At 50.3% G+C, this 23,327-nt stretch carries 26 protein-coding genes; 13 read left to right on the forward strand and 13 right to left on the reverse strand.

What is annotated here, in order from left to right; genetic code table 11:
• The first annotated feature begins 3 nt into the window (after window positions 1-3).
• From IPP66_00795 to IPP66_00820, 6 genes are all read left to right on the forward strand, one after another.
• Window positions 4-978, forward strand: a complete 975-nt coding sequence (locus IPP66_00795) for an aminopeptidase P family protein (GenBank protein ID MBK9923802.1) — start codon at window positions 4-6, stop codon at window positions 976-978.
• Between the two features lie 17 nt (window positions 979-995).
• On the forward strand, window positions 996-1,190 hold the full coding sequence (locus IPP66_00800; protein MBK9923803.1) for a M24 family metallopeptidase: 195 nt from the start codon (window positions 996-998) through the stop codon (window positions 1,188-1,190).
• Between the two features lie 215 nt (window positions 1,191-1,405).
• Window positions 1,406-2,959: an acyl-CoA carboxylase subunit beta gene (locus IPP66_00805; protein ID MBK9923804.1), complete on the forward strand. Its 1,554-nt coding sequence runs from the start codon at window positions 1,406-1,408 to the stop codon at window positions 2,957-2,959.
• Window positions 2,956-3,288 carry an OadG family protein gene (locus IPP66_00810; GenBank protein ID MBK9923805.1) on the forward strand — a complete coding sequence of 111 codons (333 nt, stop codon included), beginning with the start codon at window positions 2,956-2,958 and terminating at the stop codon, window positions 3,286-3,288. Before IPP66_00805 ends, IPP66_00810 begins: the two co-directional genes overlap by 4 nt.
• A gap of 25 nt (window positions 3,289-3,313) precedes the next feature.
• A complete protein-coding gene (locus tag IPP66_00815; GenBank protein MBK9923806.1) occupies window positions 3,314-3,739 on the forward strand; it encodes a biotin/lipoyl-binding protein in 426 nt (141 codons plus the stop codon).
• Window positions 3,740-3,750: 11 nt separating this feature from the next.
• Window positions 3,751-4,878: a sodium ion-translocating decarboxylase subunit beta gene (locus IPP66_00820; GenBank protein MBK9923807.1), complete on the forward strand. Its 1,128-nt coding sequence runs from the start codon at window positions 3,751-3,753 to the stop codon at window positions 4,876-4,878.
• A gap of 39 nt (window positions 4,879-4,917) precedes the next feature.
• Here the strand turns inward: IPP66_00820 and IPP66_00825 are convergent, their stop codons facing one another.
• From IPP66_00825 to nusA, 9 genes are all read right to left on the reverse strand, one after another.
• Entirely contained in the window at window positions 4,918-6,330 is a 1,413-nt protein-coding gene (locus IPP66_00825; GenBank protein MBK9923808.1) for an FAD-dependent thymidylate synthase, read from the reverse strand.
• Window positions 6,331-6,428: 98 nt separating this feature from the next.
• Complete coding sequence (locus tag IPP66_00830) at window positions 6,429-7,109, reverse strand: metal-dependent hydrolase (GenBank protein MBK9923809.1); 681 nt, start codon at window positions 7,107-7,109, stop codon at window positions 6,429-6,431.
• A 100-nt stretch (window positions 7,110-7,209) separates the two neighbouring features.
• The gene (locus IPP66_00835) at window positions 7,210-8,133 is read right to left on the reverse strand and encodes a bifunctional riboflavin kinase/FAD synthetase (protein MBK9923810.1); all 924 of its coding nucleotides are present in this window, start codon (window positions 8,131-8,133) and stop codon (window positions 7,210-7,212) included.
• A gap of 65 nt (window positions 8,134-8,198) precedes the next feature.
• Window positions 8,199-9,131, reverse strand: a complete 933-nt coding sequence (gene truB, locus IPP66_00840; GenBank protein MBK9923811.1) for a tRNA pseudouridine(55) synthase TruB — start codon at window positions 9,129-9,131, stop codon at window positions 8,199-8,201.
• Between the two features lie 57 nt (window positions 9,132-9,188).
• Window positions 9,189-10,145, reverse strand: coding sequence for a DHH family phosphoesterase (locus IPP66_00845; protein MBK9923812.1), 957 nt, complete (start codon window positions 10,143-10,145; stop codon window positions 9,189-9,191).
• Between the two features lie 118 nt (window positions 10,146-10,263).
• The gene (rbfA, locus tag IPP66_00850) at window positions 10,264-10,617 is read right to left on the reverse strand and encodes a 30S ribosome-binding factor RbfA (protein ID MBK9923813.1); all 354 of its coding nucleotides are present in this window, start codon (window positions 10,615-10,617) and stop codon (window positions 10,264-10,266) included.
• Between the two features lie 8 nt (window positions 10,618-10,625).
• The gene (gene infB / locus IPP66_00855) at window positions 10,626-12,398 is read right to left on the reverse strand and encodes a translation initiation factor IF-2 (GenBank protein MBK9923814.1); all 1,773 of its coding nucleotides are present in this window, start codon (window positions 12,396-12,398) and stop codon (window positions 10,626-10,628) included.
• An 89-nt stretch (window positions 12,399-12,487) separates the two neighbouring features.
• Complete coding sequence (locus IPP66_00860; protein ID MBK9923815.1) at window positions 12,488-12,823, reverse strand: YlxR family protein; 336 nt, start codon at window positions 12,821-12,823, stop codon at window positions 12,488-12,490.
• Window positions 12,824-12,846: 23 nt separating this feature from the next.
• Window positions 12,847-14,757, reverse strand: coding sequence for a transcription termination/antitermination protein NusA (gene nusA / locus IPP66_00865; protein MBK9923816.1), 1,911 nt, complete (start codon window positions 14,755-14,757; stop codon window positions 12,847-12,849).
• Window positions 14,758-14,891: 134 nt separating this feature from the next.
• Here nusA and IPP66_00870 point away from each other — a divergent pair, with 134 nt between their 5' ends.
• From IPP66_00870 to IPP66_00895, 6 genes are all read left to right on the forward strand, one after another.
• Window positions 14,892-15,650: a class I SAM-dependent methyltransferase gene (locus IPP66_00870; GenBank protein ID MBK9923817.1), complete on the forward strand. Its 759-nt coding sequence runs from the start codon at window positions 14,892-14,894 to the stop codon at window positions 15,648-15,650.
• An 8-nt stretch (window positions 15,651-15,658) separates the two neighbouring features.
• Window positions 15,659-16,198, forward strand: a complete 540-nt coding sequence (locus tag IPP66_00875; GenBank protein MBK9923818.1) for a DinB family protein — start codon at window positions 15,659-15,661, stop codon at window positions 16,196-16,198.
• Window positions 16,198-16,872 carry a Crp/Fnr family transcriptional regulator gene (locus IPP66_00880; protein MBK9923819.1) on the forward strand — a complete coding sequence of 225 codons (675 nt, stop codon included), beginning with the start codon at window positions 16,198-16,200 and terminating at the stop codon, window positions 16,870-16,872. The genes IPP66_00875 and IPP66_00880 overlap by 1 nt, the downstream gene beginning before the upstream one ends.
• Window positions 16,873-16,941: 69 nt before the next feature.
• On the forward strand, window positions 16,942-17,142 hold the full coding sequence (locus tag IPP66_00885; protein MBK9923820.1) for a DUF2892 domain-containing protein: 201 nt from the start codon (window positions 16,942-16,944) through the stop codon (window positions 17,140-17,142).
• 51 nt (window positions 17,143-17,193) lie between these two features.
• Window positions 17,194-17,694 carry a thioredoxin fold domain-containing protein gene (locus tag IPP66_00890; protein MBK9923821.1) on the forward strand — a complete coding sequence of 167 codons (501 nt, stop codon included), beginning with the start codon at window positions 17,194-17,196 and terminating at the stop codon, window positions 17,692-17,694.
• A gap of 116 nt (window positions 17,695-17,810) precedes the next feature.
• Entirely contained in the window at window positions 17,811-18,734 is a 924-nt protein-coding gene (locus tag IPP66_00895; GenBank protein ID MBK9923822.1) for a YihY/virulence factor BrkB family protein, read from the forward strand.
• Between the two features lie 37 nt (window positions 18,735-18,771).
• Here the strand turns inward: IPP66_00895 and IPP66_00900 are convergent, their stop codons facing one another.
• The 3 genes from IPP66_00900 to IPP66_00910 all read right to left on the reverse strand — a co-directional run bounded on the left by IPP66_00900 (window position 18,772) and on the right by IPP66_00910 (window position 21,660).
• On the reverse strand, window positions 18,772-19,680 hold the full coding sequence (locus IPP66_00900; GenBank protein MBK9923823.1) for a class I SAM-dependent methyltransferase: 909 nt from the start codon (window positions 19,678-19,680) through the stop codon (window positions 18,772-18,774).
• A 172-nt stretch (window positions 19,681-19,852) separates the two neighbouring features.
• Window positions 19,853-21,163, reverse strand: coding sequence for a UDP-glucose/GDP-mannose dehydrogenase family protein (locus IPP66_00905; GenBank protein MBK9923824.1), 1,311 nt, complete (start codon window positions 21,161-21,163; stop codon window positions 19,853-19,855).
• A 92-nt stretch (window positions 21,164-21,255) separates the two neighbouring features.
• A complete protein-coding gene (locus tag IPP66_00910) occupies window positions 21,256-21,660 on the reverse strand; it encodes a response regulator (protein ID MBK9923825.1) in 405 nt (134 codons plus the stop codon).
• Between the two features lie 77 nt (window positions 21,661-21,737).
• Between IPP66_00910 and IPP66_00915 the strand changes: the two genes are divergently transcribed.
• On the forward strand, window positions 21,738-22,889 hold the full coding sequence (locus IPP66_00915; protein MBK9923826.1) for a glycosyltransferase family 4 protein: 1,152 nt from the start codon (window positions 21,738-21,740) through the stop codon (window positions 22,887-22,889).
• 21 nt (window positions 22,890-22,910) lie between these two features.
• Here IPP66_00915 and IPP66_00920 read toward each other — a convergent pair whose 3' ends face one another.
• Complete coding sequence (locus tag IPP66_00920; GenBank protein ID MBK9923827.1) at window positions 22,911-23,129, reverse strand: YtxH domain-containing protein; 219 nt, start codon at window positions 23,127-23,129, stop codon at window positions 22,911-22,913.
• Window positions 23,130-23,327 lie beyond the last annotated feature (198 nt).

Consider the following 23,327-nt stretch of genomic DNA (forward strand, 5'->3'; position numbering starts at 1 on the left):
ACCATGACTCTCGTTCAAGAAAAAGTAAATCAAGCCATTGCCATTCTCAAGGAACAGGAAATTGACATGTGGCTCACGTTCGTGCGCGAAACAAGCGGCGTACGCGACCCCGTTCTCGATTTTCTGATCGGCCCCAACGATCTCACCTGGCCGTCTGCGCTCATCTTCACACGCAACGGTGACAAGCTCGCAATCATCGGCAATCTCGAAAAAGATGCCATCCAGAGATTGGATGTCTTCACCGAGATCCTTGGGTACGACACTGCCGTCAGCAAACTCTTACGCGACACGATCACGCGCCTCAACCCCGACCGAATAGCTGTCAACACCTCGAGGAACAACGTCCACGCTGACGGTTTGACTCACGCCATGTACGAAATCCTGCGCGAGCATTTGAAAGATACTCCCTATGTAGATCGTCTCGTCAGCGCCGAGCCCATCATCAACTCCCTGCGCGGACGAAAGACTCCCGCCGAACAAGCTCGCGTCAAACGCGCTATCGAGATCACAGACGAGATCTATCAAAAGACATTCGACTTCATCAAAGTAGGTATGACCGAGCTTGAGATCGGCGCCTACATGCATAAGCTTGCAAACGAATACGGTGTTGGACTCGCCTGGCCTGCCGATAGTTGTCCCGCCGTCAACAGCGGACCCAACTCCCCCGTCGGACATAACGGCCCGACAGACATCAAAGTCGAGCGCGGACATGTGATCCACTTTGACTTTGGCGTGAGGTACGAAGAGTATTGTTCCGACGTTCAACGTGTGGCATATGTCTTGCGTGAAGGTGAAACGGGAGCGCCAGTAGACGTCCAACGTGGATTTATAACGATCCGCACAGCCATCGAAAAATCACGTGAAGCGATGAACGCAGGCGTGACGGGTAACTCCATCGACGTGATCTCACGCGAGATCGTGACCGACTCTGGTTATCCTGATTATCCCTACGCCTCGGCCACCAACTCGGACGTGTAGCTCACGATGGTGGAGCATTGCTTGGGCCACTGTGGGAAAAGTATGGAGATTCTCCCAATCAAAAGCTGGAAGTGGGTCAGGTCTTTACCATTGAACCCGGTCTGGCTGTACCGAATTATGGGTACCTCGGTCTGGAAGAAGATGTAGTAATCACGGAAAACGGGGCAGAATACTTCACTGAACCACAAAGAGAGATTGTGTTGATCAAGTAGTTCGACCATAGACCGTAGACGATGGACCGTTTTTGACGGTCAATGGTCTACGGTCTATGGTCAGATCATTAACGGGGAAAACGCTACGGGGAGACAAAAGTCAATTAATCGGTATCAACTGTCAGTTAAGGGAGATGCGGATTATCCCCATTCCACATGCTTTCCATCACTGGCTTACGTCACCTCTGAAAACTATACTGAAGGTGAGGTGACGTATGTCCAATGAAGACCCTAGGATTCTCGAACTCCGCAAGATCCGCGCAAAGGCTCTGGAAGGCGGCGGTGAAGAACGGATCAAAAAACAAAAAGCAAAAGGCAAGTTGACCGCGCGTGAGCGGGTTGAATTATTGCTTGACCCGAACACGTTCAATGAGATCGAACCTTTCATCGTGCATCAGGGCGATGAGATGGGTTTGTTGAAGGAAAAGTTTTACGGTGATGGGGTGATCACAGGCTACGGACAGATCAATGGGCGGACGGTATACCTATATTCACAAGACTTCACAATTTATGGCGGCACGTTAAGCGAGATGCAATCGCGCAAGATCTGCCGCGTGCTGGATCTGGCCGTACGCAACGGCGTCCCGTTCATTGCATTGATCGATTCCGGTGGTGCGCGCATTCAAGAAGGCGTGCGTTCAATGGGCGGTTATGCAGAGATATTTCGTCGCAACGCACAATACTCCGGCGTGGTGCCACAAATCAGCGTAATGTTGGGGCCCTGCGCGGGTGGCGCGGCCTACTCCCCTGCTCTGACTGATCTCGTCATCATGGTGGAGAAACAATCGTTCATGTTCCTAACGGGACCTGAAGTGATCAAAGCCGTGACAGGCGAAGTGATCGATTCAGAATCACTGGGCGGTGCAAGCGTGCATATGTCCATCAGTGGCGTGGCACATCTTTCGGTGACATCTGAAAAAGATGCGCTCGATATGGCAAGGCATTTCCTTTCCTATTTGCCTTCGAATAATGTAGAGAACCCACCGTTCGTCACACCGACTGATGATCCGCTTCGCATGGACGAGTCGTTGAATAGCGTTGTGCCGCTTGACCCAAGCGAGCCTTACATCATGCATCAAGTCATCGAGCGCATCATTGATAAAGGCACGTTCCTTGAAATTCAACCCGACTGGGCACGTAACGCCATCGTGGGACTGGCGCGCATTGGTGGTCACAGTGTGGGCATTGTAGGGCAGGAACCTGCCATCCTCGCAGGCGTCATTGACATTGATGCCGCCGACAAAATGACTCGCTTCGTGCGCATGTGCGATTGTTTCAACATCCCACTTGTGACGTTTGTTGACTCACCGGGTTTCCTGCCGGGCATCGCACAGGAACATAGTGGCATTATCCGTCACGGCGCAAAGCTTTTATATGCGTATTCCGAGGCCACTGTCCCGAAGATTTGTATCATCACACGCAAGGCGTATGGTGGTGCGTATGTGGTTATGTCCAGCAAGTATCTCGGCACCGATGTCACGTATGCGTGGCCTAGCGCGGAAATCGCCGTGTTGGGTGCAGAAGGCGCCGCAAACATTTTGTTCAAGAAGCAGATCGACTCAGCGCCAGACCCAAATGCCGAACGCAAAAAGCTTGCGAACGAGTATCGCGAGAAATTCAACAACCCCTATTACGCGGCATCCACCGGCTACGTGGACGACATCATCGAGCCGCGCGAGTCACGTCCGAAGATCATCGCGGCGTTATCAGCTCTGCGCGATAAGTACGCACCTGCACCTCCAAGAAAGCATGGGAATATTCCTGTATGAGCGGCCTTCATCTTGCACTTCAAATTACAGCCTTCGGCATGGGACTTGTCTTCTTTGCCATTGTGATCTTGTGGTTAATGATGACACTGCTCACAGCCATTACTACGGATAAAGAACCCGCCTCTGACTCAGCCGAACCTGATTCTGTTTCGAAAGACGATGTCCTCGCTCAAGCCGCCGCGATCGGTGTGACAATGGCAATTGCAGAACAACAGTTATCCTCGGCACATCCACTCAAAGAGCCGCCCACAGCCATTGTTTCCGCTTGGCAGTTGGGAATGCGGACAAGACAAATGACTCAAAAGGGGAACAGACTTCCAAAGTCTTGAAGACTTCGGAAGTCTCGGAGCAACCATGAAATACAACGTAACGATCAAAAACAAATCTCATGTGGTCGAGATCGAAGATATCAACGCTCGACCCGTCATCGCGTATGTGGACGGTCAACGCTTTGAAGTGATCCCAGACACCAATCCGATTGGGAGCGAGAATCAGGCAAAAGTTAAGAAAGAGCCGCTGGAAGTCCACTCTTTTGATTTGCGGAAACCCGTAGCCAGTCTCAATCCCAATGAGTTGACCGCTCCCCTGCCCGGCACTGTGATCGAAGTCTTCGTCAAGCCCGGCGATGTGATCGAAGCGGGACAGGTCATCGTCATCATTGAAGCGATGAAGATGAAGAACAGCATCCGTTCGACGCGCGCAGGAAAGATCACTGAGGTGTGCGTGAACACGATGCAAACGGTGGCTCACAAACAAATGCTGGTGAAATTCGAGGCATAAACAGGATACACATGGATCTATCATCGCTATTACCAGAACTACTCAAAGGGTTGTTGCACTTCACGTGGGGCAATGCGGTGATGATCCTTGCCGCGTTGATCTTGATCTATCTCGCGGTGTTCAAAGAGATCGAACCTGTGTTGTTGCTCCCTATTGGATTCGGATGTTTGCTTGCGAATATTCCATTGGCAGGTATGACCGCCGCCGAAGGCATGACGGGTGTTCTGTACAACGCGGGCATCAAAACAGAATTGTTTCCACTGCTGATCTTCGTCGGTGTTGGTGCGATGATCGATTTCAGCCCGTTGCTTTCACAGCCGCGCATGGTTCTGCTCGGTGCGGCAGGACAATTTGGAATCTTCGGCACATTGATGTTGGCAATCGCATTGGGCTTTCCACTCAATCAAGCCGCTTCCATCGGCGTGATCGGCGCGATTGACGGCCCCACTTCGATCTTCGTTGCGACGAAACTCGCGCCTGAATTGCTTGCTCCCATTGCTGTCGCGGCCTACTCATATATGAGTCTCATCCCCATCATTCAACCGCCGCTGATGAAATTACTCACCACAAAAAGAGAACGTCTTGTGCGGATGGAGTACACACCCAAGCCCATCTCTCAAAAGACGCTCGTTTTATTCCCGATCGTGTTGACGCTTGTAGTTGGTTTACTCGTCCCCGAAGCGACGCCGCTTATCTCCATGCTTATGCTTGGCAATTTACTGAAAGTATCCGGTGTGGTTGCTCGCTTGAGCAAAGCCGCAGAGAACGAGATCATTAATATCTCAACTTTATTTCTAGGTCTCGCCATCGGCGCAACCATGACAGCAAGCGACTTTCTCAACTTCGATACAGGCAAGATCATGTTGCTGGGCCTGATCGCTTTTGCGCTTGATACGGTTGCAGGCTTGCTATTCGGAAAGTTGATGTGCATTGCCAGCGGCTACAAAGTCAATCCGCTCATCGGTGCGGCGGGCATTTCCGCTTTCCCGATGGCGGGTCGCATCGCCGCAAAAATGGCGAACGACGAAGACCCGAACAACTTTATCCTCATGCACGCCATGGGCGCGAATACCGCAGGTCAACTAGGTTCGGTCATCGCAGGTGGTATCTTGTTGGCTGTAGTGAGTAAGTTAGTTTAAACAAAAACTCCGAGTTCTTGAAGAACTCGGAGTTTTATTTCATGCCTTCGTGAAGTAACCTTCTTCAATCCCCTGCCATGTTTCCTCATGTAATTTCATATACTTCGTCATCAGCGGATGCACTTTCGCCATCTCTTCGTACATCTTTTGCGCCACGCGCCGTATCGAGAAATGCGCATTGGCCGCAGAACGCAACTGACAGAACGCGAATGCTTCACGCAAATTGAACTGCGCCAGCACACGGCGATTAAATCCATTGGGGACAACATACTGGGCCACGGCTGGATTGAAGTCATGCAGTTTCTCGTAGAGTTTCGCGGCCGCATCCATCGCCGCTTCATACTGGGACCCAAAGCCTGCTTCCGTTACGAGAAGCGGAGTCGCATACCCGAGCCTTGTTGTCAGTCTCTGCGGCGTCTGGCTCATCATGCGGTGACGTTTGAACTCGGCATACGCGCCCTGGTCCATGACGAGATCGAAGGTGTAGGTGCAGTATTCCAATTCACGGAGCGGGACATCGTATTTACTCATTCTGCCCAATAAAGATTCGGCAAGGCTGGCTTTCGTCTCTTCATTCAACGATTCGATATAAGATAAAGCGTCACCGTACGCCATTTCACCAAAACGATACAGCGCCGCGGCAAGGACTTTGTTTTCGCCGTTCTTGTCGTAGTCAATGAGAGAGCACCATTCATTCGATTTACGATTTTCGATTGACGATTTACGATTTTCGAGGTCGGTGATTGTTTCGGTAAGATACGGAACTACATCCGCATACTTCACGAGCGTAGGCGTTTCAGCTTTGGAAACTTCCTTTACCTTTTCGCCGATCTCGCGGACTTCTGCCAACTCATGCGAAAGCATCTTGCGGATGGTGTTCTCGATGACGCGCGCATTGGCCGTCATGCCCACGTTGGCCAGTGCGGCGGCGGGAAGGAGAAAGCGGCACACGTCCACGTATTTGGAACGGATGCGGCGGTCCCATGCTTCGTCACTTTCATTTTCGCGGCGCGGGAAACGCTCAAAGATGAGAGTCTGCACAGGGGTCAATAAATCAGCATAGGCTTTGAAAAGGAGGCGGACCGTCTCCACGTATTCAGCATGGAGCGGATGCCCGATCAGTTCGGGTGGAGTTGTGAAGTCATCTGATCCCCATCTTTGATAGCGCGTGGATTTCTCGGTGTAGGAAGCAAGTCGATTCGACTCGATGCTTTCGATGGCAATGCGCGAAACATTCTCGAACGCGATATGTAAAACTGCATGCTCCGCCACTGACGCATGACCGTACCCCACCACCCACTTCTCGTGAAATTTTGCAGAAGACTCATCGCTCAACTCGGCGGCAATATCGCGAAAAGACTCAGGCGAACGCGAGGTTTTGGCAAAGGCAACGGCGATGGTTTCGGGGCTGAGCGCACGGGGGGAAAGCAGATAAATTTCACGTTCGGGCATGGGGAGGCTCCTCGGCAGTATGTATAAAATCTGGCAGATTATACCCGTCACGGGCATTGCCTATCAACAAAAAGGGCGACCCATAGGTCGCCCGAACTTTATAGTGTTTCGACTGTTTGTCTCATCTGTATCGTAATCGCAACTGAGACGATCAACGAAAGCAAATACAACCCAGCATAAATTTGATAATGCAACCCCTTTGTACTTATGATGAAGAATAATGCGGCGAACAACACAAACAAACCGAACTCGATATACGCCCACATCTTGAGTTGACTCTGACGATTCGCGTCCGTCCCATATCGCAAAGCAAGCGAACCCAACACAAGAAAATACAGACCAAATGCAAGGAACTCGCCCGTATCCAGAAATATCTTCAACCAAATGGGAGTAACGAACCAACTCCAAAGATTTAGTTCGAATTTGATCGGCCAAAGCAATTCAACACCACCGAACCACAAGAACAAATCAACAAGGATGTGCATGAGAATACCTACACCAAAGCCGATGCCAAAGTTCTGCCACTTCTCATTCTTTGTAATCGCCGCAATGATATAAAACAAGGTCACCATCGCAATGATCGTGAAAATGCTGTGCGTAAAGGAGCGATGGAAATGTTCAGGTTCCGGTAATTTGGCAAGTGTGGCATACGCCACTACAAAGTTATCCAGATCCGGGAATATGTTCCCCAACAGCACACCGAGGAACAACCATTCTTTTTTGGGCATCCATTTACGGGAAGAGATACCAATAATCGCATGAAGTCCATTTTGTGGCATGTCAAACTCCTTTAGCCAATTCATGTCCTGAGTTACGCGGCAAGGTTACCCCTACCATACGATATTCAATACAACCCTGTGGAAATAAAAAAGGAACGGCTTATGCCGTTCCCAGAATTTCGCGAGTTTGTTGCACATCCACGTGGATCTGTTTTATTAGCGCATCCACCGAGTCGTATTTCAACTCATCGCGCAAACTCGCAATGAATTCGAGGCGCAACATGTCACCGTAAATATCGCGGTCGAAATCGAGCAGGTAGGCTTCCACGCTTAAAGTTTGCTTGTCGGGTGTGAATGTCGGGTTCGTTCCGATGTTGACCGCGGCTTTATGCTTTTCGCCATCCACATACGCCCAGCATGCATAAATACCGCCTTTGGGAATGACCTTCTCACGTGCATACTCCAAATTCGCAGTCGGGAATCCGATCGTACGCCCGCGATGATCACCATTCGCTACCATGCCCTGCAACACATACGGATGACCCATCGAACGGGCGGCATCTTCCACTTCGCCATCTACCACCAACTTGCGAATCCCTGTGGACGAGATCACGCTTCTTCCATCGCCGAGGGCTGATACCGTTTCGACAGTGTATCCCAGTTCCAAGCCGATCTCTGTCAAACGTGCCGCATTGCCTTCGCGATCCTTGCCGAGGGTTGAATCGTATCCTAGTACAAGGTGCTGTATCCCCATGCGATCCTTAATGTATTTCATGAAATCGTAAGCAGTGGTATTCGCCACTCCCCTATTGAATGGATGTGTGACCACCACGTCCACGCCATACTCGCCAAGCAATCTGGCGCGCTCACCAGGTAAAGTGAGCAATTTCATGTCGCCGCGTCCAAAAACTTTCGCAGGATGCGGATCGAAAGTTAAAACAACGGCAGGCAACTCATTTGCATGAGCGCCTGCCACAAGTGTATTGATGATCTGTTGATGTCCGCGATGGACACCATCAAAAACGCCAACGGTCAGCCACGCGCCGGGCAGAAAGATTTCATCAAGAGAACGGTAATGTAACATAATGCAAGCCGTGGCGCTTGCGGAGCATGTCCGTTATTCACCGACAGCAACGCAATGTTCCGTGATTACTCGCCGCCGCTGGTGAAGAATACCTTCTTAGGCTGCCAGGCGGGTTTGCCGTCTTCGCCGATCACACATTCCATCAATGCGACCAGTTCACCCTGTGTACTGACACCGCGCACGCGGTCGCCCACTGGAGTATCTTCCTTGGCCACAACACGATGTCCGTGGCGTACGCCTTCCACTTCGTCCGGGCTAAGCTCAATAGCGGGCCAATCACCCAATGCTTCAGCGGCAGGGATCAGATATTGATACCAGTTACCAGCATTGAATGCTTCCTGTAATTTACGAAGCGGGGTCGCATCGCGCAGGGAGAAGCGTCCGCTTTTGGTGCGGCGCAGACCAACGAGATAGGCACCACAACCGAGCTTTTCACCGAGGTCATTCGCCAGTGAACGGACGTAGGTACCGGAAGAACAATGCACATCGATCACCACTTCCGGAGGCGCCCATTCGAGCACTTCAAGGTGATGGACTGTGATCTTGCGCGGTTCCAATTCAACTTCTTCGCCCTTGCGCGCCATTTCATAGGCTTTGCGTCCCTGCACTTTGACTGCAGAATACGGAGGCGGGGTTTGTTCGATCTCACCCACAAAGGTTTTCAACACATCTTCAAATTGCTGTTCAGTCACATTGATGGGTTGGTTATCCTGTGTGAACTTGCCATCCGCATCGAAAGTGTCGGTCTTGCCACCCATACGAACGATGGCTTGATATCTTTTATCGGAAGCGGAAACATATTCACTCAAACGAACCGCCGGTCCAACAAGGATGACCAACACACCGGAAGCACGCGGGTCCAATGTGCCAGTATGGCCTGCGCGACGTAAGCCGGTTCCATTACGAATTGCCTGTACTACATCATGGGACGTCATTCCAACGGGTTTATCCACAACGAGAACCCCTGATATGGCATTCTGTACGTCTTGACTATTCATTCTTTCCTCCTTGGAAAAATTCACAAGTAATTATGACAATCTTATCTGATTTTATGACTAAAGACCTAACATGTCACGAGTAGTCTTTAGTACCATTGGCTGGAGTTCACTCAGCGTGCCCGGGATGTCTGCTCCCGCTGCAGCCGCATGGCCTCCGCCATTGAAGTGCTTCGCAATCGGCGAAACATCCACACCTGGCTCCAATGCACGCCACGAGATCTTAACATGACTGTCGCTTTGTTCGACGAAAATCATACCTACTTTGTTTCCGTCAATAGCTGAGATCATGTTGATCAGATCTGCATCGTCGTTTCCGCTATATCCACTGCGTTTTCTGTCTTCAAGCGTTAATGTCCCCCAAACAATACCATTTTCTTGTTCCATGCTCGAAAGTCCGGCGCCCCAATATTTTGCGGCTGGGTAGGATTTCTTCACAAGGGAACGCATGTATAGATCGGGCATATCCGCACCGGTTTCCATCAAGTCCGCGCACAAACGCAACGCAGATGGATTCGTGTTCGAGGTGCGAAACCCAAGCGTATCGGTAATGATACCTGTCAACAAAGCGGCCGCAATGGGTTTGGTAACTTTAAGTCCCCACTCCGGAAGATAATTCGTGAGGATGGCGGCAGTGGCCACTTCATCTGCTTCGATCAGATTCAGTTTTCCGAATTTTTCATTGGTTTTATGATGGTCAATATTGATATCGGGTTGACCAAAATTCTCAAACACTTTCCCCGTTCGTTTGAAATCTGCACAATCAACAGTAATAAATGTGTCGTGTTCACCCTTCGGTTCTTTTACCACGAATTCGCTTCCCTCAAGATGCTTGAAAGAGGAAGGCGCACCATCGGCAAGCACCATCTGCACCGATTTGCCTGCATCACGCAGAGCCAAACCAAGGCCTAATAAAGAACCGATTGCATCTCCATCCGGGCGGACGTGCGATGCAATCACAATGTTCTTCGCCTTTTCCAAACGTTCCTTTATGGCCCCTATGACTTCATTATTCATTCTATTTTTGTTCCTCGCTTACCAACTCATGTGATGGAATATAACTCTATTATAAACAAACGCAGACACAGAATCAATCATACATCTATTCATGTATTTATGCGTTACATCAAATGGGTTATTTATTTTTATTACGCAGTTCTGCAAGTATCTTTTCGATGTGATCGGCATTCTCAGGAGTCACATCCCAGTGAAATCGCAAACGCGGAAAGGCACGGAGTTCTATCTTTGAGGCAAGAGTCCGCCGAATGAAACCAGTAGCAGACTCAAGTCCGGCAAGAACGTCTTTAGAGCGTGAAGTACCTTCAATGGCAGAGACGTATACATCAGCCCACGCCAATTCCTTATCTATCTTTACGTCCGTTATAAAGATCTGTTGCAAACGCGGATCACTAATATCGCGAATCAACATCTCTGAAATCTCTTCGCGGATACGATCCGCAATTCTTTGAAGCCTTACACCGGATGGCATACTATCACCTACGATTGTTCGAGAACATAACAGACCAACTGATCGCCGACCTGAATGTCCTTGAAACTCTTGAAACCGACACCACACTCAAAGCCTTGTTTGATCTCTTTCACATCGTCCTTCTCATGGCGAAGCGAGCCCATATCACCTTCATAAACAATGTCGGTGCCGCGATATAGTTTTGCTTTGGCATTGCGACGTAATTCGCCTTCTGTGACTCTACAACCGGCCACGCGTCCAAACTTCGATGCGGTGAAGACAGCCAACACCTGCGCACGCCCGATAACTTTTTCCTTAACGACCGGTTCGAGCATACCTTTGAGAGCCTTTTCGATATCCTCGGTCATGCGATAGATGATCTCGTAAAGACGGATATCCACGCCTTCTTTTTCAGCAAGGCGACGAGCAGAGACATCGGCCTGCACGTTGAAGCCGATGAGAATCGCATGGGACGCAGAAGCAAGCATTACATCGTTATCGCCAATGTTGCCCGTTTCGGTATACAGGACCTTGATGCCGATCTCGCCCTCTCCAAGCTTTTTCAACTCTGAAACGATCGGGTCGAGCGATCCCTGCACGTCGGCTTTGACGATCAGGTTCAATTCTTTTGCTTCGCCAGCCTGAACGTTTGCAAACAGATCCTCAAGGGATACTTTCTTGCGAATCTGCGATTGCTCTTTGGCTGTGTTGATACGGTCATTGACAATGACACGCGCCTCTTTATCGGAACCAACCACCTGGAATAGATCGCCGGCGGAAGGGACGTCACTCAAGCCCATTACCAACACAGGTGTGGACGGGCCAGCCTTTTTGACGGGCTTGCCTTTGTAATCAGAAAGCGCGCGTAGTTTTCCGTGCGCTGTTCCTGCTACAACCACATCGCCTGCGGAGAGGGTGCCATTTTGCACGAGCAGTGTGGCAACAACGCCTTTGGATTTATCCAATTCGGCTTCCACTACTGTACCAACCACTTTGCCAGCTGGGTTTGCATTGATCTGGATATTATCCGCCACAAGCAAAACACCTTCGAGAAGGTCATCAATACCCTGCTTCAACTTGGCAGAGACCGGGATAACCATCGTGTTCCCGCCCCAATCATCAGGGACGAGTTCCTGTTCTGCAAGTTGTTGCTTCACACGATCTGGGTTGGCGTTGGATTTGTCCACCTTGTTCATCGCCACAATGATCGGCACACGCGCGGCCTTGGCATGCGCAATGGCTTCCTTGGTTTGCGGCATGACACCATCGTCCGCCGCCACAACCAAAATGACCACATCTGCACCTTGTGCGCCACGTGCACGCATCTGCGTGAACGCCGCGTGACCGGGGGTATCGAGGAACGTGATCAAACGTCCTTTTTGCTCTACTTGATACGCACCGATATGCTGGGTAATACCACCCGCTTCACCTGCGGCAACATCCGTCTGGCGGATGGCATCGAGCAAGCTGGTCTTGCCATGATCTACATGACCTAAAATAGTCACCACTGGCGGGCGGGGCTTCAACTCCGATTGTTTTTCGTCGGCGATCATGCGGCGCCAGAGCGGCACTTCGCCAGTCTCCACAGCCGCTTCTTCGACCACTTCCGGCACAGCTTCAAAACCATACTCCCCCACGACAATCGCGGCAGTATCAAAATCAACAGCCTGATTGATGGTAGCCATCACGCCGTTCGACATCAATTTTTTGATGAGGTCAATGGGGCTTTTACCGATCATTTGTGCCAGGTCACGGATAACGATACTGCCTGGTAATTCGATCTTGTTTCCGTTACTACTCATAGGACCACCTCCACAATTTACAAACTCAAATTGGGCAATCACATGCAGAATGCCCGTTCCTGCGGCGAGTCCTGTGAGCGACTAAACGGTCACATATCCACTCGCCTGTCCCCTGAACTTTGCAATTCTGCGTCCGCATCTTGCGGCAGGGCGCTCATAAATTCTTCCAGTTTTTCACGCTCTTCCAAAGTGATCGTCGCTTTCAAAGCATGAGCAAGAGCGCCTTTCAAACCTTGTTCCCAACATATCCGACGGTCGTGCAAATAGGCTCCCCGCCCGGCAAGTTTACCGGTCGGGTCCACCCGTACCCCATCCGCCGTGCGGACAATGCGGATCATCGTTCGTTTGGGCAGGGTTTCCCTACAGCCCACGCAAGTCCGCTGGGGTATATGCTTGATACGTTGGACGGGTTTCTTTTTAGACACCTTCGTTCTCAGTTAAATTCGTTCTACCAATCCTCGCCGAAATCGGATTCACCGCGTTTGTGTTTCTTGCGGCTAACCACTTCGCCACGTTCTTCGTCGAACTCGAGTTCGACACTCTTCTTCTTGCCTTTTTTGCCCTTTTTCTTCGCTTCATCATCTTCGCTCTCAGGAGCGGGAGTTTGGAAGATCTCAGGCTTCATCGTGAAGAGTTCATCCAATGAGACGCCATCCTTATGGCCCTCATCTTCCTCTTCTTCGGTATGCTTTCTCGCTTCTTTCTTACCTGCGGCCTGTTTCTCGCCAGCGGGCACTTCTTCCACTGGAGCAACAGCGACGGCTTCAACAGGAGGAGTCGCCAGTACAGCTTCGGGCGTGGATTCTGTCTCAGCAACAGGCTCAACCACGGGTTCGGCAGGAGCCGCTTCAACAAATGTCAACAAGGCAAGTGCCTCTTCGATGTTCTGAATCGCCTTCGGTCCAACGCCGGGCAATCCAAGGACACTGTTCGGATCCTTTTTCATTTTCAACATCAAAGCACCGACTGTATCAATGCCCGCTTCAGTCAAAATATTGAAGACGTGTTCTTTGATACCCGCCTGATCGAGCGGCATCTCAAACGCGGCCACAGGGATACCTGTTTCTTCCGCAACGACAGCCACATCACCAACACCGCTTTCGGCGCGGATGACTTCGGCTTTCATTTCGCTGTTACGGCGTTCCACACGGTCCACAAACTTGGCAAGAATTTCGTACTCTTCCGGTGTCACCGGGCGATTCTCAGCCTTCTTGGCAAGCACTTCTTCCACCGAAGGAATGGATTCAACTGCGGCTGGCATCAACGCAGCAAGTTCAGGATCGTTCTGCAATTTGACAATAGCATCGCCAGCAGCTTCCACTGTGGATTTGATGTCAATGCGCCAACCCGTGAGTTTTGCGGCTAAACGCGCATTCTGTCCATCACGGCCGATCGCGAGGCTCAACTGGTCCTCACCCACCACAACGGTAGCGGTGCGAGCGCCTTCCACTTCGGTCAGATACACACCAGCAACACGTGCAGGGCTGATGGCTTTGGTAATGTACACCATGGGGTCTTGATCCCATTGGATGATATCGATCTTTTCATCGTGCAATTCGCGCACAATGGCTTGAATACGGACGCCCTTAATACCTACACAGGCACCAACAGGGTCGATGCCCGGCTGTGTGGCAGAAACAGCCACCTTGGCACGCGCACCCGGTTCGCGAGAGATCGCGCGGATCTCAACAACACCATGATAAATTTCAGGGACTTCGTTCTCCAACAAACGGCGCAGGAAGTTGCGATGTGCGCGTGAAAGAATGATCTGTGGACCACGCGGTCCATCCTTCACTTCCATCACCACCGCGCGGACGCGGTCATGTACTTTGAAACGTTCACCGGGGATTCTCTGGCTGGCAGGCAATGTGCCTTCCGCCTTCATATCGAGACCAACGGTTGTGGTCTGTGCATTAGTAGCTTGAATGATGCCGCTGATGATCTCGCCCACTTGGCGATCAAAATACTGCATCTGGTTCGAACGCTCCGCTTCACGGATACGTTGCTGAATTACTTGACGGGCAGTCTGCGCGGCAACACGACCGAAGTTCGGAGGCGTGGTTTCCACGACCACCATATCGCCGAGTTGCGCCTCAGGGTTGACCTTACGCGCCTCTTCCAGCAATACTTCGGTTTTTGGCTCGATAATGTCTTCGACCACTTCCTTTTCGGCGAAAACCATAACCTTGCCCGAATCGGGATCGATCTTGGCTTCCACGTGCTGAGCCGTAGACGCGCTCACAGCCCTTCGATAGGCAGAGACCATCGCCGATTCGATCGCGGAAATGATCACTTCCTTAGAAAGTTGTTTATCTTCCAATACATCGTTGAAAGCCAGGGTGAATTCGTTCTTAGCCATACCGGTGCTCCGTATACTCCTTATTACAAGCAGAAAAGTGGGGGTTGCCCACTTCTCGGTGTGTTCGGTAATCAGTTCGTCGTGCGCTTGTATTTTAGCACGGGGCAAAAAAAGATGCAAGATATAATTACCTTATGAATCAACGCAACCTCGATAAAGCCGCCCTGCGCGGTGAACCATCTTATGTCTGGCGGGCGGGACAACAACGACGATTCGACATGATCCTGCAAGCCGCAGGCGAACGCATCAAAGGGAACATCCTCGAAAACGGATGTGGTGTGGGCATGTACGTGGAACACCTCTCCCCTTTTGGTGGAACCGTGATCGGATTGGAATACGACTTCGAACGCGCCGCCGAAGCACACATCAACTCGCCTCATATTTTCAATGCCGCTGGGGAATTCATCCCGCTTCCTTCTGGGACCTTTGACCTGATCCTCAGCCATGAAGTGATCGAACACGTACAGAATGACCGCTCCGCGATCAGCGAAATGATTCGCCTTCTCCGTAGTCCCGATGCTGTTTCGGGGAAGCCCGGCGGACGTGTCGTCATTTTCTGCCCGAACCGTGGGTACCCTTATGAAACACACGGCATCTACTGGCAGGGACAATATCACTTCGGCAACAAGTTATTCGTGAACTACCTGCCGCGTTCCCTGCGAGACAAACTTGCCCCGCACGTACGTGTCTACTCCAAGCGGGATATGCAAAAACTATTCGATGGTCTGCCCGTCAAATTCATCGAACGGACAGTTATCTTCGGCGCATACGACAATATCATCGCACGCTTCGGCGCATTCGGAAAAGTGTTGCGCGGTGTTTTACAGTTTCTAGAGAAGACACCACTGAAAGTATTTGGCTTGTCACATTTTTGGGTGGTAGAAAAACTTTAGAGGTAAACATGACGGAAATCAAAACAAAGACAGAGATCATCTCCTCTCTCAAAGATTCCCGTCAACGCGTACTGGATTGGTTCACTGCCATCCCTGAAAAGGACTTCTTTACAAGACATGGAGAGGCATGGTCACCATCAGATAATGTGGACCATCTCATCCGTGCCCATAAGCCGATAACAATGGCGTTGAAGCTTCCCAAGTTTGTGCTCCAATTAATTTTCGGCAAGGCAAATAGACCATCCAAATCCTATGAGGCGCTGTGTGAAAAGTATGTTAATGCACTTCATAATGGAGGCCGGGCTGGCGGAACATTTTTACCAACTCAGGAAACCCCAGAAGAGAATGCCGATGAGAGAAAGAAAAAGATACTGGCTCAGTTATCTAAAGAAAGTACGAAGTTGATCTCAGCCGCAGAGACGTGGGACGAAACCGCATTAGACAAGTACATACTCCCTCACCCGCTCATCGGGAAATTGACCATTCGAGAAATACTATACTTCACCATCTATCACAACCTTCGCCACGCCACTCTCGAAGGAGATTAATGCTCGACCAAACACAACTCAACCGAATTACATTCGCCATGCCCATTCTTCAACGGGCAGACGTTTCGCTTATCAATGACCTGAAACAACACGCCCAATTCGCAAAGATCCCAGCGGGACACGATGTCTTTGTAGATGGTGACCGCGTAGACGGGATCGCATTACTGCTCTCTGGTGTCGTGCGCGTGTACAAGATCGGTGAAACAGGACGGGAGATCACACTGTATCGTTTTGGATTGGGACAAAGTTGTATCCTGAGTGCGAACGCCATCATGAGTCAAAAATCTTTCCCTGCCATCGCTACGGTGGAAGAAGATGCCGAAGCGGTGATGATTCCTGCGGATGTGTTTCGCGGATGGGTCAACAAGTATGAGTTATGGCGCGAGTTCGTATTTGATCTTTTATCCGAAAGACTCTCCACGGTAATGACGGTTGTGGATGAAGTAGTTTTCAAACGCATGGACCGAAGAGTCGCTTCGTTGTTGCTGAATCAGGCTAAAGGTCAGAACCCGATGCGTGTGACTCATCAGGAAATTGCCGCAGAGTTGGGGAGTTCCCGCGAAGTGATCAGCCGTATCCTTGAGGATTTTTCCAGAGAAGAATTGATCGAATCAGGTCGAGGAACAATCGAAGTACTTGATTTTGAAGGTTTGGAATCCCGCTCGGTTATGTGACTTTGTCACAGACGGGAACGAACAAAGCTCCTAGAATGTGGGTATCAATCAAACAAAAGGAGTTTTTCAATGAAACGCAATATGTCCAATATCGATCGTATCGTCCGTGTAGTGGTCGCCTCTTTGTTCGCCTATCTGTATTTTGGCGGCATTGTGACTGGCACACTGGGGATCGTGCTTGTTGTGCTCGCCGCAGTATTCACGTTCACGGCCATCGTCGCATTCTGCCCGCTCTATGCGCCGTTCAAGTTCAGCACCTATAAAAGCTGATCGTTCAACACTTACAGAGCGGATGAAATTTCATCCGCTCTGTTTTTAAACATGAACATTACAGAGTTCCAAAAACGAATTTCAGAAGCTGATAAGCCCATCGTCGTTGATTTTTGGGCACATTGGTGTATGCCATGCAAAGTGACAAAACCCGTCCTTGAAAAGCTTGCGCAAGATTACAAGGATACGGTGGAGTTTCTGCCAATTGACGCAGACTCATCACGCGATGTTCTTGAAAACTTCAAGATCATCGGCATTCCTACTGTCTTGACGATCCGTAACGGCAATGTGATCGGGCGCGTCACCGGTGCGCAGAGCGAGGCCGTGTATCGTGGCATGTTCGAAGCATTAGCCGAAGGGAAGGAAGTCAAGATACCCCTATCGACATTTGACCGAATGCTTCGGCTTGGTGCTGGTGTTTTATTTGTCATGGTGGGAGTATCGACAAGCAACTGGCTTGTATTGGGCATCGGCGGGATCGTTGCCTTCCTGGGTGTGTATGACCGTTGCCCGATCTGGAGAGCGCTTACAAGAACCTTGAAAGGTCAGTGATATTCCATTCTCATACCTGCAAAAGTCATCCTGCGATAAAACCGCAGGATGACTTTTGTTAACAACGTTCCCCAGCTCTACAGAAAACCACGCATCACAATATAATCAACCAGAAAATGAAAACGCTCAAGTTCATTCTTCGATTATTCTATGATGCCTATAACGAATGGTCACATGACCGTGCGGCAAGAATTGGCGCGGCACTGGCCTATTACGCACTCTTTTCACTTGCGCCTTTGCTCGTCATTATGATTGCCATTGCAGGTTCGGTCTACGGGGAAGCCGCTGTGCAAGGCCAGATCGTTGAAGCAATATCAGGGCAGATCGGCCAGGAAGCCGCAACGACTGTGGAAAAACTTTTGGTGAACGTATACGATGCTGGGTCGAGGCTCTTCCCCACTCTCGTTAGCATCGTCATTCTGATCTACGGCGCGACCAATCTCTTCAGCCAGATCAGGGATGCACTCAACACGATGTGGCATGTACGCCCCAAACCCAGCGCTCACTTTTTGGGCGGTGTGCTCGAAATCGCCTGGGATCGGTTACTCGCCACCATCATGGTCATCAGCCTCAGCATTATCCTTCTCGCGGCATTGGCAATGAGCACAGCCCTGACCGTGTTGAATGGCTGGTTGAAAACTCTGATCACGCCAGAAACATCCTTTTTGCTGGAAGGCGGAAATCTATTAACAGGTTTTGGGCTGATCACATTGTTATTCGCGCTGATGTTCAAGTTACTCCCCGATGTAAAAATTGCATGGCGCGTCGTTTGGGTTGGCGCTGTTGTGACATCCCTCCTGTTCAACATCGGCGCATTTCTGATTGGTCTATATTTGGGATACGGCGGCGCACAGTCGGCGCTTGGAGCGGCAAGCTCACTGGTCATCATCATGATCTGGATCGCCTACTCTTCACAGATCATTTTCTTCGGGGCAAAATTTGCGCTTGTGTACGGTGCCGCCATCGGCAAACCCATCCTGCCTTCGTCTAATGCTGTGAGCATGAAGTTATTGCCTCACGATATTTCATTGTCCCAATAAAAATTCAGGCCATGCTCAATTGCATGACCTGAACCATCTATTTCAGCGCTTCCCTGAAATCGTAGATCCCATCTTTCACTTCCCACTTTTTTTTACAACTGGAACATTCCAGATACTCTTTCTTATCAATCAACGGGGAATGACTGCAATCGGGACATTTGAAAAACTCCAAAACGGACAGTTCCCGCTTCACGCTACCCGACGCCTGATTCTCAACAACAGCCTTCACAAACACGGACGGCGTTACCTGCCACAAAGCCCCTGTCCATTGGAAGATCGAATCGAAGAAAACAAGAATTCCTGTTGGAATGATACGCTTCAAAAACCCAACACGGAAATGAGAAAGCGTTAGGATTCTTTCGATAGAGAAACCAAGTCCCTTCAACCAGTTTTGTACAGCCGTAGGGTGAAAATCAAAATTCAACTCAACGAACTCAATAGGCTCCAACGTGAACGGATTCCACTTTTGCCTGCCAAGTAGATAGCGCAAGATCGCCTTGAGATTCAGCTTATTGGCAAACTCCAAGATAAAGGTCCCGCCAGAGGCGAGAACGTTCTTTACTTGTCCCAACGCCTTGGGCGCATCAGCCATGTGATGCAACACACGGATCATTGTGGCCGCGTCGAACAATCCATTCACAAACGGAAGGCGGTATACATCTGCCGCGACATAGATGTATTGATCTGCTTTGCCTAAACGAGCCTGTGCCTGTTCCAATTGTGTGCGCGAATAATCGAGCAGGACAATACGATCAAAGCCAAGGTAACGAGGGGTGTTTCGTCCAGCACCAGCTCCCAGTTCCAGCATGAGGCGACCTTGTTTGGGCAAAAGCCTTTTTAGGGCAATCGCTTCCGTGCGGTCTTCGTACTGGCGTCCGCCTTGATCCCAAAAGGACTTCTGATAGTCGGAGCCTTCGTAATTACAAACAGGAGGAGTATTAGTCATATGGTTGGTTTGTAGCCTGATTTAATGGTTTTCATTTTGGAATCAGCCAGTTTGCTGGCGAATTTGCAGGAGCAAGCCCTGCATTCCAAAATCTGTTAACTGAAAAGTCGGATAGCGGGAAGTATTTTACCCGACTATCCGACCATGAAACTACGGACTATTAAACTAAAGATTAGTTACCGCTATACCCACGCCCAATGGCACGATAGGTGAATCCGATCTCTCGCATGCGAGCAGGTTCGTAAATATTGCGTCCATCGAAGATCACGGGGGTTTTCAGCAGGTCTTTCAACTTATCAAGGTCAAGTTGCTTGAACTCGTTCCATTCGGTGACAACGATCAGAGCGTCACAACCTTTTGCCAATTCATAGGGATCTTTGCAAAGTTCAACATTTGGCAATATGGGGCGGGCAACTTCCATCGAGACGGGATCATACCCACGCACCTTGGCGCCCGCCGCGATCAAGTCAGCAGAAATATCAATGGCGGGAGCATCGCGCATGTCATCTGTATTGGGCTTGAATGCCAAACCAAGCATACCAATGGTCTTGCCTTTCAAATTGCCGCCGAGCATATTCTCCACATGCTTTGTGACTTCCTTGCGGCGGTCATAGTTGACATTCATCACTTCGTTCAAAATGCGCGGCTCAAGTCCTTTTTCTTTTGCCATATAAGCCAACGCCTGCACATCTTTCGGGAAGCACGAGCCGCCCCACCCAAGGCCTGCATCCAAAAAGTGACGTCCGATACGAGCATCGTAGCCCATGCCTGCGGCAACTTCCTTCACATCGGCGCCAACAACTTCGCACATGTCAGCGAGTTCATTGATGAATGAGATCTTCGCCGCGAGGAAGGCATTGCTGGCGTATTTGATCATTTCAGCGGTGCGCAAGTCTGTGATAACGATGGGAGCGCGTAACGGCAAATGCAACTGTGCCACTTTGTTCGCGGCATCCCTATCCAAAGAGCCGATCACGTTGCGATGCGGCGCCATGAAGTCGCCAATCGCGGAACCTTCACGCAAGAACTCGGGGCACGAGACCACAGCAAATTCAATTGGCTTGGGCTGGGCAGATTTCACAATATCAGCGACCCAATCCCCCGTCCCGATCGGAACCGTGGATTTGTTGATGATGACAAGTGGTGCGGTCATGGCTTTGGCAATGGAACGTGCGGCCACTTCCACATATTTCAAGTCTGCGGCACCATCCACACCGGAGGGTGTCCCTACGGCAATGAAGGCAAATTCAGCTCCCTTCAACGCTTCTTCGTACGAAGTAGTGAAGGTAATTCTCCCGCCTTTGACGTTACGCTTAACCAGTTCTTCGAGCCCCGGCTCATAAATGGGCATGATACCTTTCTTGAGATTCTCAACGCGCTTTTCGTCCACATCGAGAGCCACGACCCGGTTGCCCAAGTCTGCAAAACAAGCCGCGGTCACTAAGCCAACATACCCAACGCCGACGACACAAATTTGTTTCATGTTTTTACCTCTAGTTTCAATTTATTCTCCCGATCTACTGGGATAGTTCATAACAATGGGACAGCCATTAATGCGGCCATCCCATGTATTATCTAAACAGAGTCGTGCTTGTCGTTCTTAATTCTCCATACCAGCAAAGCCTCTTCCACCACACTTACAAAATCCTTCATCTGGATCGGCTTGGCAACATATCCATCACAACCTGCTTCCAACGCACGTTTGCGATCATGGGGCAAAGTATGAGCGGTCAACGCATACAATGGTATGTTCTTTGTTTCCTCATCCGATTTCAAACTCTTGATCGCATTCCACCCATCCATCTCAGGCAAGCCAAGATCCATCAAGATCATGTTTGGCTTCTGCGCACGCGCGGCATCGATACCATCGCGCCCGTTCACAGCCAGAAAAACATCATACCCAGCGCGTTCCAACACATAACGCACAAGTTCATAATTATCCATATTATCTTCAACGACTAAAATGCGGCCTTTGCTCATCGTAAACTAAATATACCTCGTCTCAACCGTTCGGGCAATGACGTATCTATCACCCCCGTGATGGGTATAATCACAGAATGCGCCTATTATTCGTCGTCGATGCCCGCTCCCCCATTGCCATGAATTGGATCCGTCATTTCATCGAACGTGGTGATGAAGTGTATATCGCATCCACATTTGCACCAAATTTGGATGTCTCCATTAAGAGACTGGAAATCTTCCCTGTAGCCTTTTCCTCGGTTAAGAAAGCGAGTCAACGCCCCGGCACCGCTTCTGCACGGACCCTTGGCCTGCGCACCAAAATCCGACAGTGGTTCGGCCCTTTGACAGTTCGCCGCTCCGCGCAAAGACTTCGCGGTTTCATCGAAGAAGTGAAACCCGACCTTGTCCACGCCATGCGGATTCCGTATGAAGGCATGTTGGCCGCAGATGCGTACACTGGCATCCCATTGATCGTGTCTATTTGGGGCAATGACTTTACTTTACATGGCCCATCCACGCCGTTGATGAAAGACTACACACGCTGGGCAATGCAAGTCGCAGATGGGTTACATTCCGATTGTCACCGCGATGTGCGTCTTGCACGCGAATGGGGCTTCAGCGTAGATAAGCCAGCTTTGGTGGCACCAGGCAACGGCGGGATACGAACCGATGTTTTTTATCCGCCGAAAACGTTGGTGGACGAGCCCGTCATTATGAATCCACGCGGGGTGCGTCCGTATGTGCGCAGTGATTCGTTTTTCAAGGCGATTCCGCTTGTGTTGGCAAAACATCCGAACGCAAAATTTATGTGCACTTCGATGGCGGGCGAATCACAAGCCATGCAGTGGATTCAAGAATATGGGATCGAGCATGCGGTTGAATTGCTTTCACCAATGCCGAACGAAGAGATGGCAAACGTCTATCGTCGTGCGCAAATTCTCGTTTCGCCGAGCGTCCACGATGGCACGCCGAACACGTTACTCGAAGGCATGGCCTGTGGATGCTTCCCCACAGCAGGCGACTTGGAATCCATCCGCGAGTGGATCACGTCCAACGAAAATGGTTTGTTGTTTGACTCCACGAGTCCACGATCCATTGCCGATGCGATCATCTATGCCATAGAAAACAAAAACCTGCGGGAGAAAGCCGCAGGTTTGAATCGAGAGATCATATCCGCGCGGGCGGAGTATAAAAGTAATATTTTGAAGGCAGAGGAGTTCTATCGATCGGTAATTGGTAAGAGGTAATTACCATTTACCAATTACGTTTTAAATTTCTCTCGGCGCTCGTAACTCATCCAGTTTCTGGCGCAGTTCGATCTTGCGCTCATCGGCCGCATGCTGGACATCGCTAAAGAAGGTCTGTCCACGATCACGGAGTTGGGCGCGCAGGTTCTCACCTGATTCAGGGGCCAGCAACAAAGCAATGGTCGAACCGACCAATCCACCCACCAAAATGCCGATCAAAAAGCCAAACATTCTTTTCATGATGATTCTCCTGGTAATCTCCGCACTGAGCGGAGCGTCCTTCGACTACGGGTTTCGCAAACATCGCTCAACCCTCCGCTCACATCGTCCCGATGTCTTTCGGGAGGACGGAAACCCTTTGTGGAAAAGAGCGAAGTCGAAGTGCTATGGAATAATTATTTACAAAATTATTATAGATGAAATTCGGGTTTTGTGGAA

This window comes from Candidatus Defluviilinea proxima, assembly GCA_016721115.1.
GTDB lineage: Bacteria > Chloroflexota > Anaerolineae > Anaerolineales > Villigracilaceae > Defluviilinea > Defluviilinea proxima.

Bases quoted from the DNA above. Each gene is read 5' to 3' on its own strand.
- IPP66_00820 (MBK9923807.1), top strand. From the start codon at position 3,751: ATGGATCTATCATCGCTATTACCAGAACTACTCAAAGGGTTGTTGCAC.
- IPP66_00900 (MBK9923823.1), bottom strand. From the start codon at position 19,680: ATGACTAATACTCCTCCTGTTTGTAATTACGAAGGCTCCGACTATCAG.
- IPP66_00910 (MBK9923825.1), bottom strand. From the start codon at position 21,660: ATGAGCAAAGGCCGCATTTTAGTCGTTGAAGATAATATGGATAATTAT.
- IPP66_00810 (MBK9923805.1), top strand. From the start codon at position 2,956: ATGAGCGGCCTTCATCTTGCACTTCAAATTACAGCCTTCGGCATGGGA.
- IPP66_00805 (MBK9923804.1), top strand. From the start codon at position 1,406: ATGTCCAATGAAGACCCTAGGATTCTCGAACTCCGCAAGATCCGCGCA.
- IPP66_00920 (MBK9923827.1), bottom strand. From the start codon at position 23,129: ATGAAAAGAATGTTTGGCTTTTTGATCGGCATTTTGGTGGGTGGATTG.
- IPP66_00845 (MBK9923812.1), bottom strand. From the start codon at position 10,145: ATGAATAATGAAGTCATAGGGGCCATAAAGGAACGTTTGGAAAAGGCG.
- IPP66_00905 (MBK9923824.1), bottom strand. From the start codon at position 21,163: ATGAAACAAATTTGTGTCGTCGGCGTTGGGTATGTTGGCTTAGTGACC.
- IPP66_00835 (MBK9923810.1), bottom strand. From the start codon at position 8,133: ATGTTACATTACCGTTCTCTTGATGAAATCTTTCTGCCCGGCGCGTGG.
- IPP66_00880 (MBK9923819.1), top strand. From the start codon at position 16,198: ATGCTCGACCAAACACAACTCAACCGAATTACATTCGCCATGCCCATT.
- IPP66_00895 (MBK9923822.1), top strand. From the start codon at position 17,811: ATGAAAACGCTCAAGTTCATTCTTCGATTATTCTATGATGCCTATAAC.
- IPP66_00815 (MBK9923806.1), top strand. From the start codon at position 3,314: ATGAAATACAACGTAACGATCAAAAACAAATCTCATGTGGTCGAGATC.
- IPP66_00870 (MBK9923817.1), top strand. From the start codon at position 14,892: ATGAATCAACGCAACCTCGATAAAGCCGCCCTGCGCGGTGAACCATCT.
- nusA (MBK9923816.1), bottom strand. From the start codon at position 14,757: ATGGCTAAGAACGAATTCACCCTGGCTTTCAACGATGTATTGGAAGAT.
- IPP66_00795 (MBK9923802.1), top strand. From the start codon at position 4: ATGACTCTCGTTCAAGAAAAAGTAAATCAAGCCATTGCCATTCTCAAG.
- infB (MBK9923814.1), bottom strand. From the start codon at position 12,398: ATGAGTAGTAACGGAAACAAGATCGAATTACCAGGCAGTATCGTTATC.
- IPP66_00875 (MBK9923818.1), top strand. From the start codon at position 15,659: ATGACGGAAATCAAAACAAAGACAGAGATCATCTCCTCTCTCAAAGAT.
- IPP66_00885 (MBK9923820.1), top strand. From the start codon at position 16,942: ATGAAACGCAATATGTCCAATATCGATCGTATCGTCCGTGTAGTGGTC.
- rbfA (MBK9923813.1), bottom strand. From the start codon at position 10,617: ATGCCATCCGGTGTAAGGCTTCAAAGAATTGCGGATCGTATCCGCGAA.
- IPP66_00830 (MBK9923809.1), bottom strand. From the start codon at position 7,109: ATGCCACAAAATGGACTTCATGCGATTATTGGTATCTCTTCCCGTAAA.
- IPP66_00825 (MBK9923808.1), bottom strand. From the start codon at position 6,330: ATGCCCGAACGTGAAATTTATCTGCTTTCCCCCCGTGCGCTCAGCCCC.
- IPP66_00890 (MBK9923821.1), top strand. From the start codon at position 17,194: ATGAACATTACAGAGTTCCAAAAACGAATTTCAGAAGCTGATAAGCCC.
- truB (MBK9923811.1), bottom strand. From the start codon at position 9,131: ATGAATAGTCAAGACGTACAGAATGCCATATCAGGGGTTCTCGTTGTG.
- IPP66_00915 (MBK9923826.1), top strand. From the start codon at position 21,738: ATGCGCCTATTATTCGTCGTCGATGCCCGCTCCCCCATTGCCATGAAT.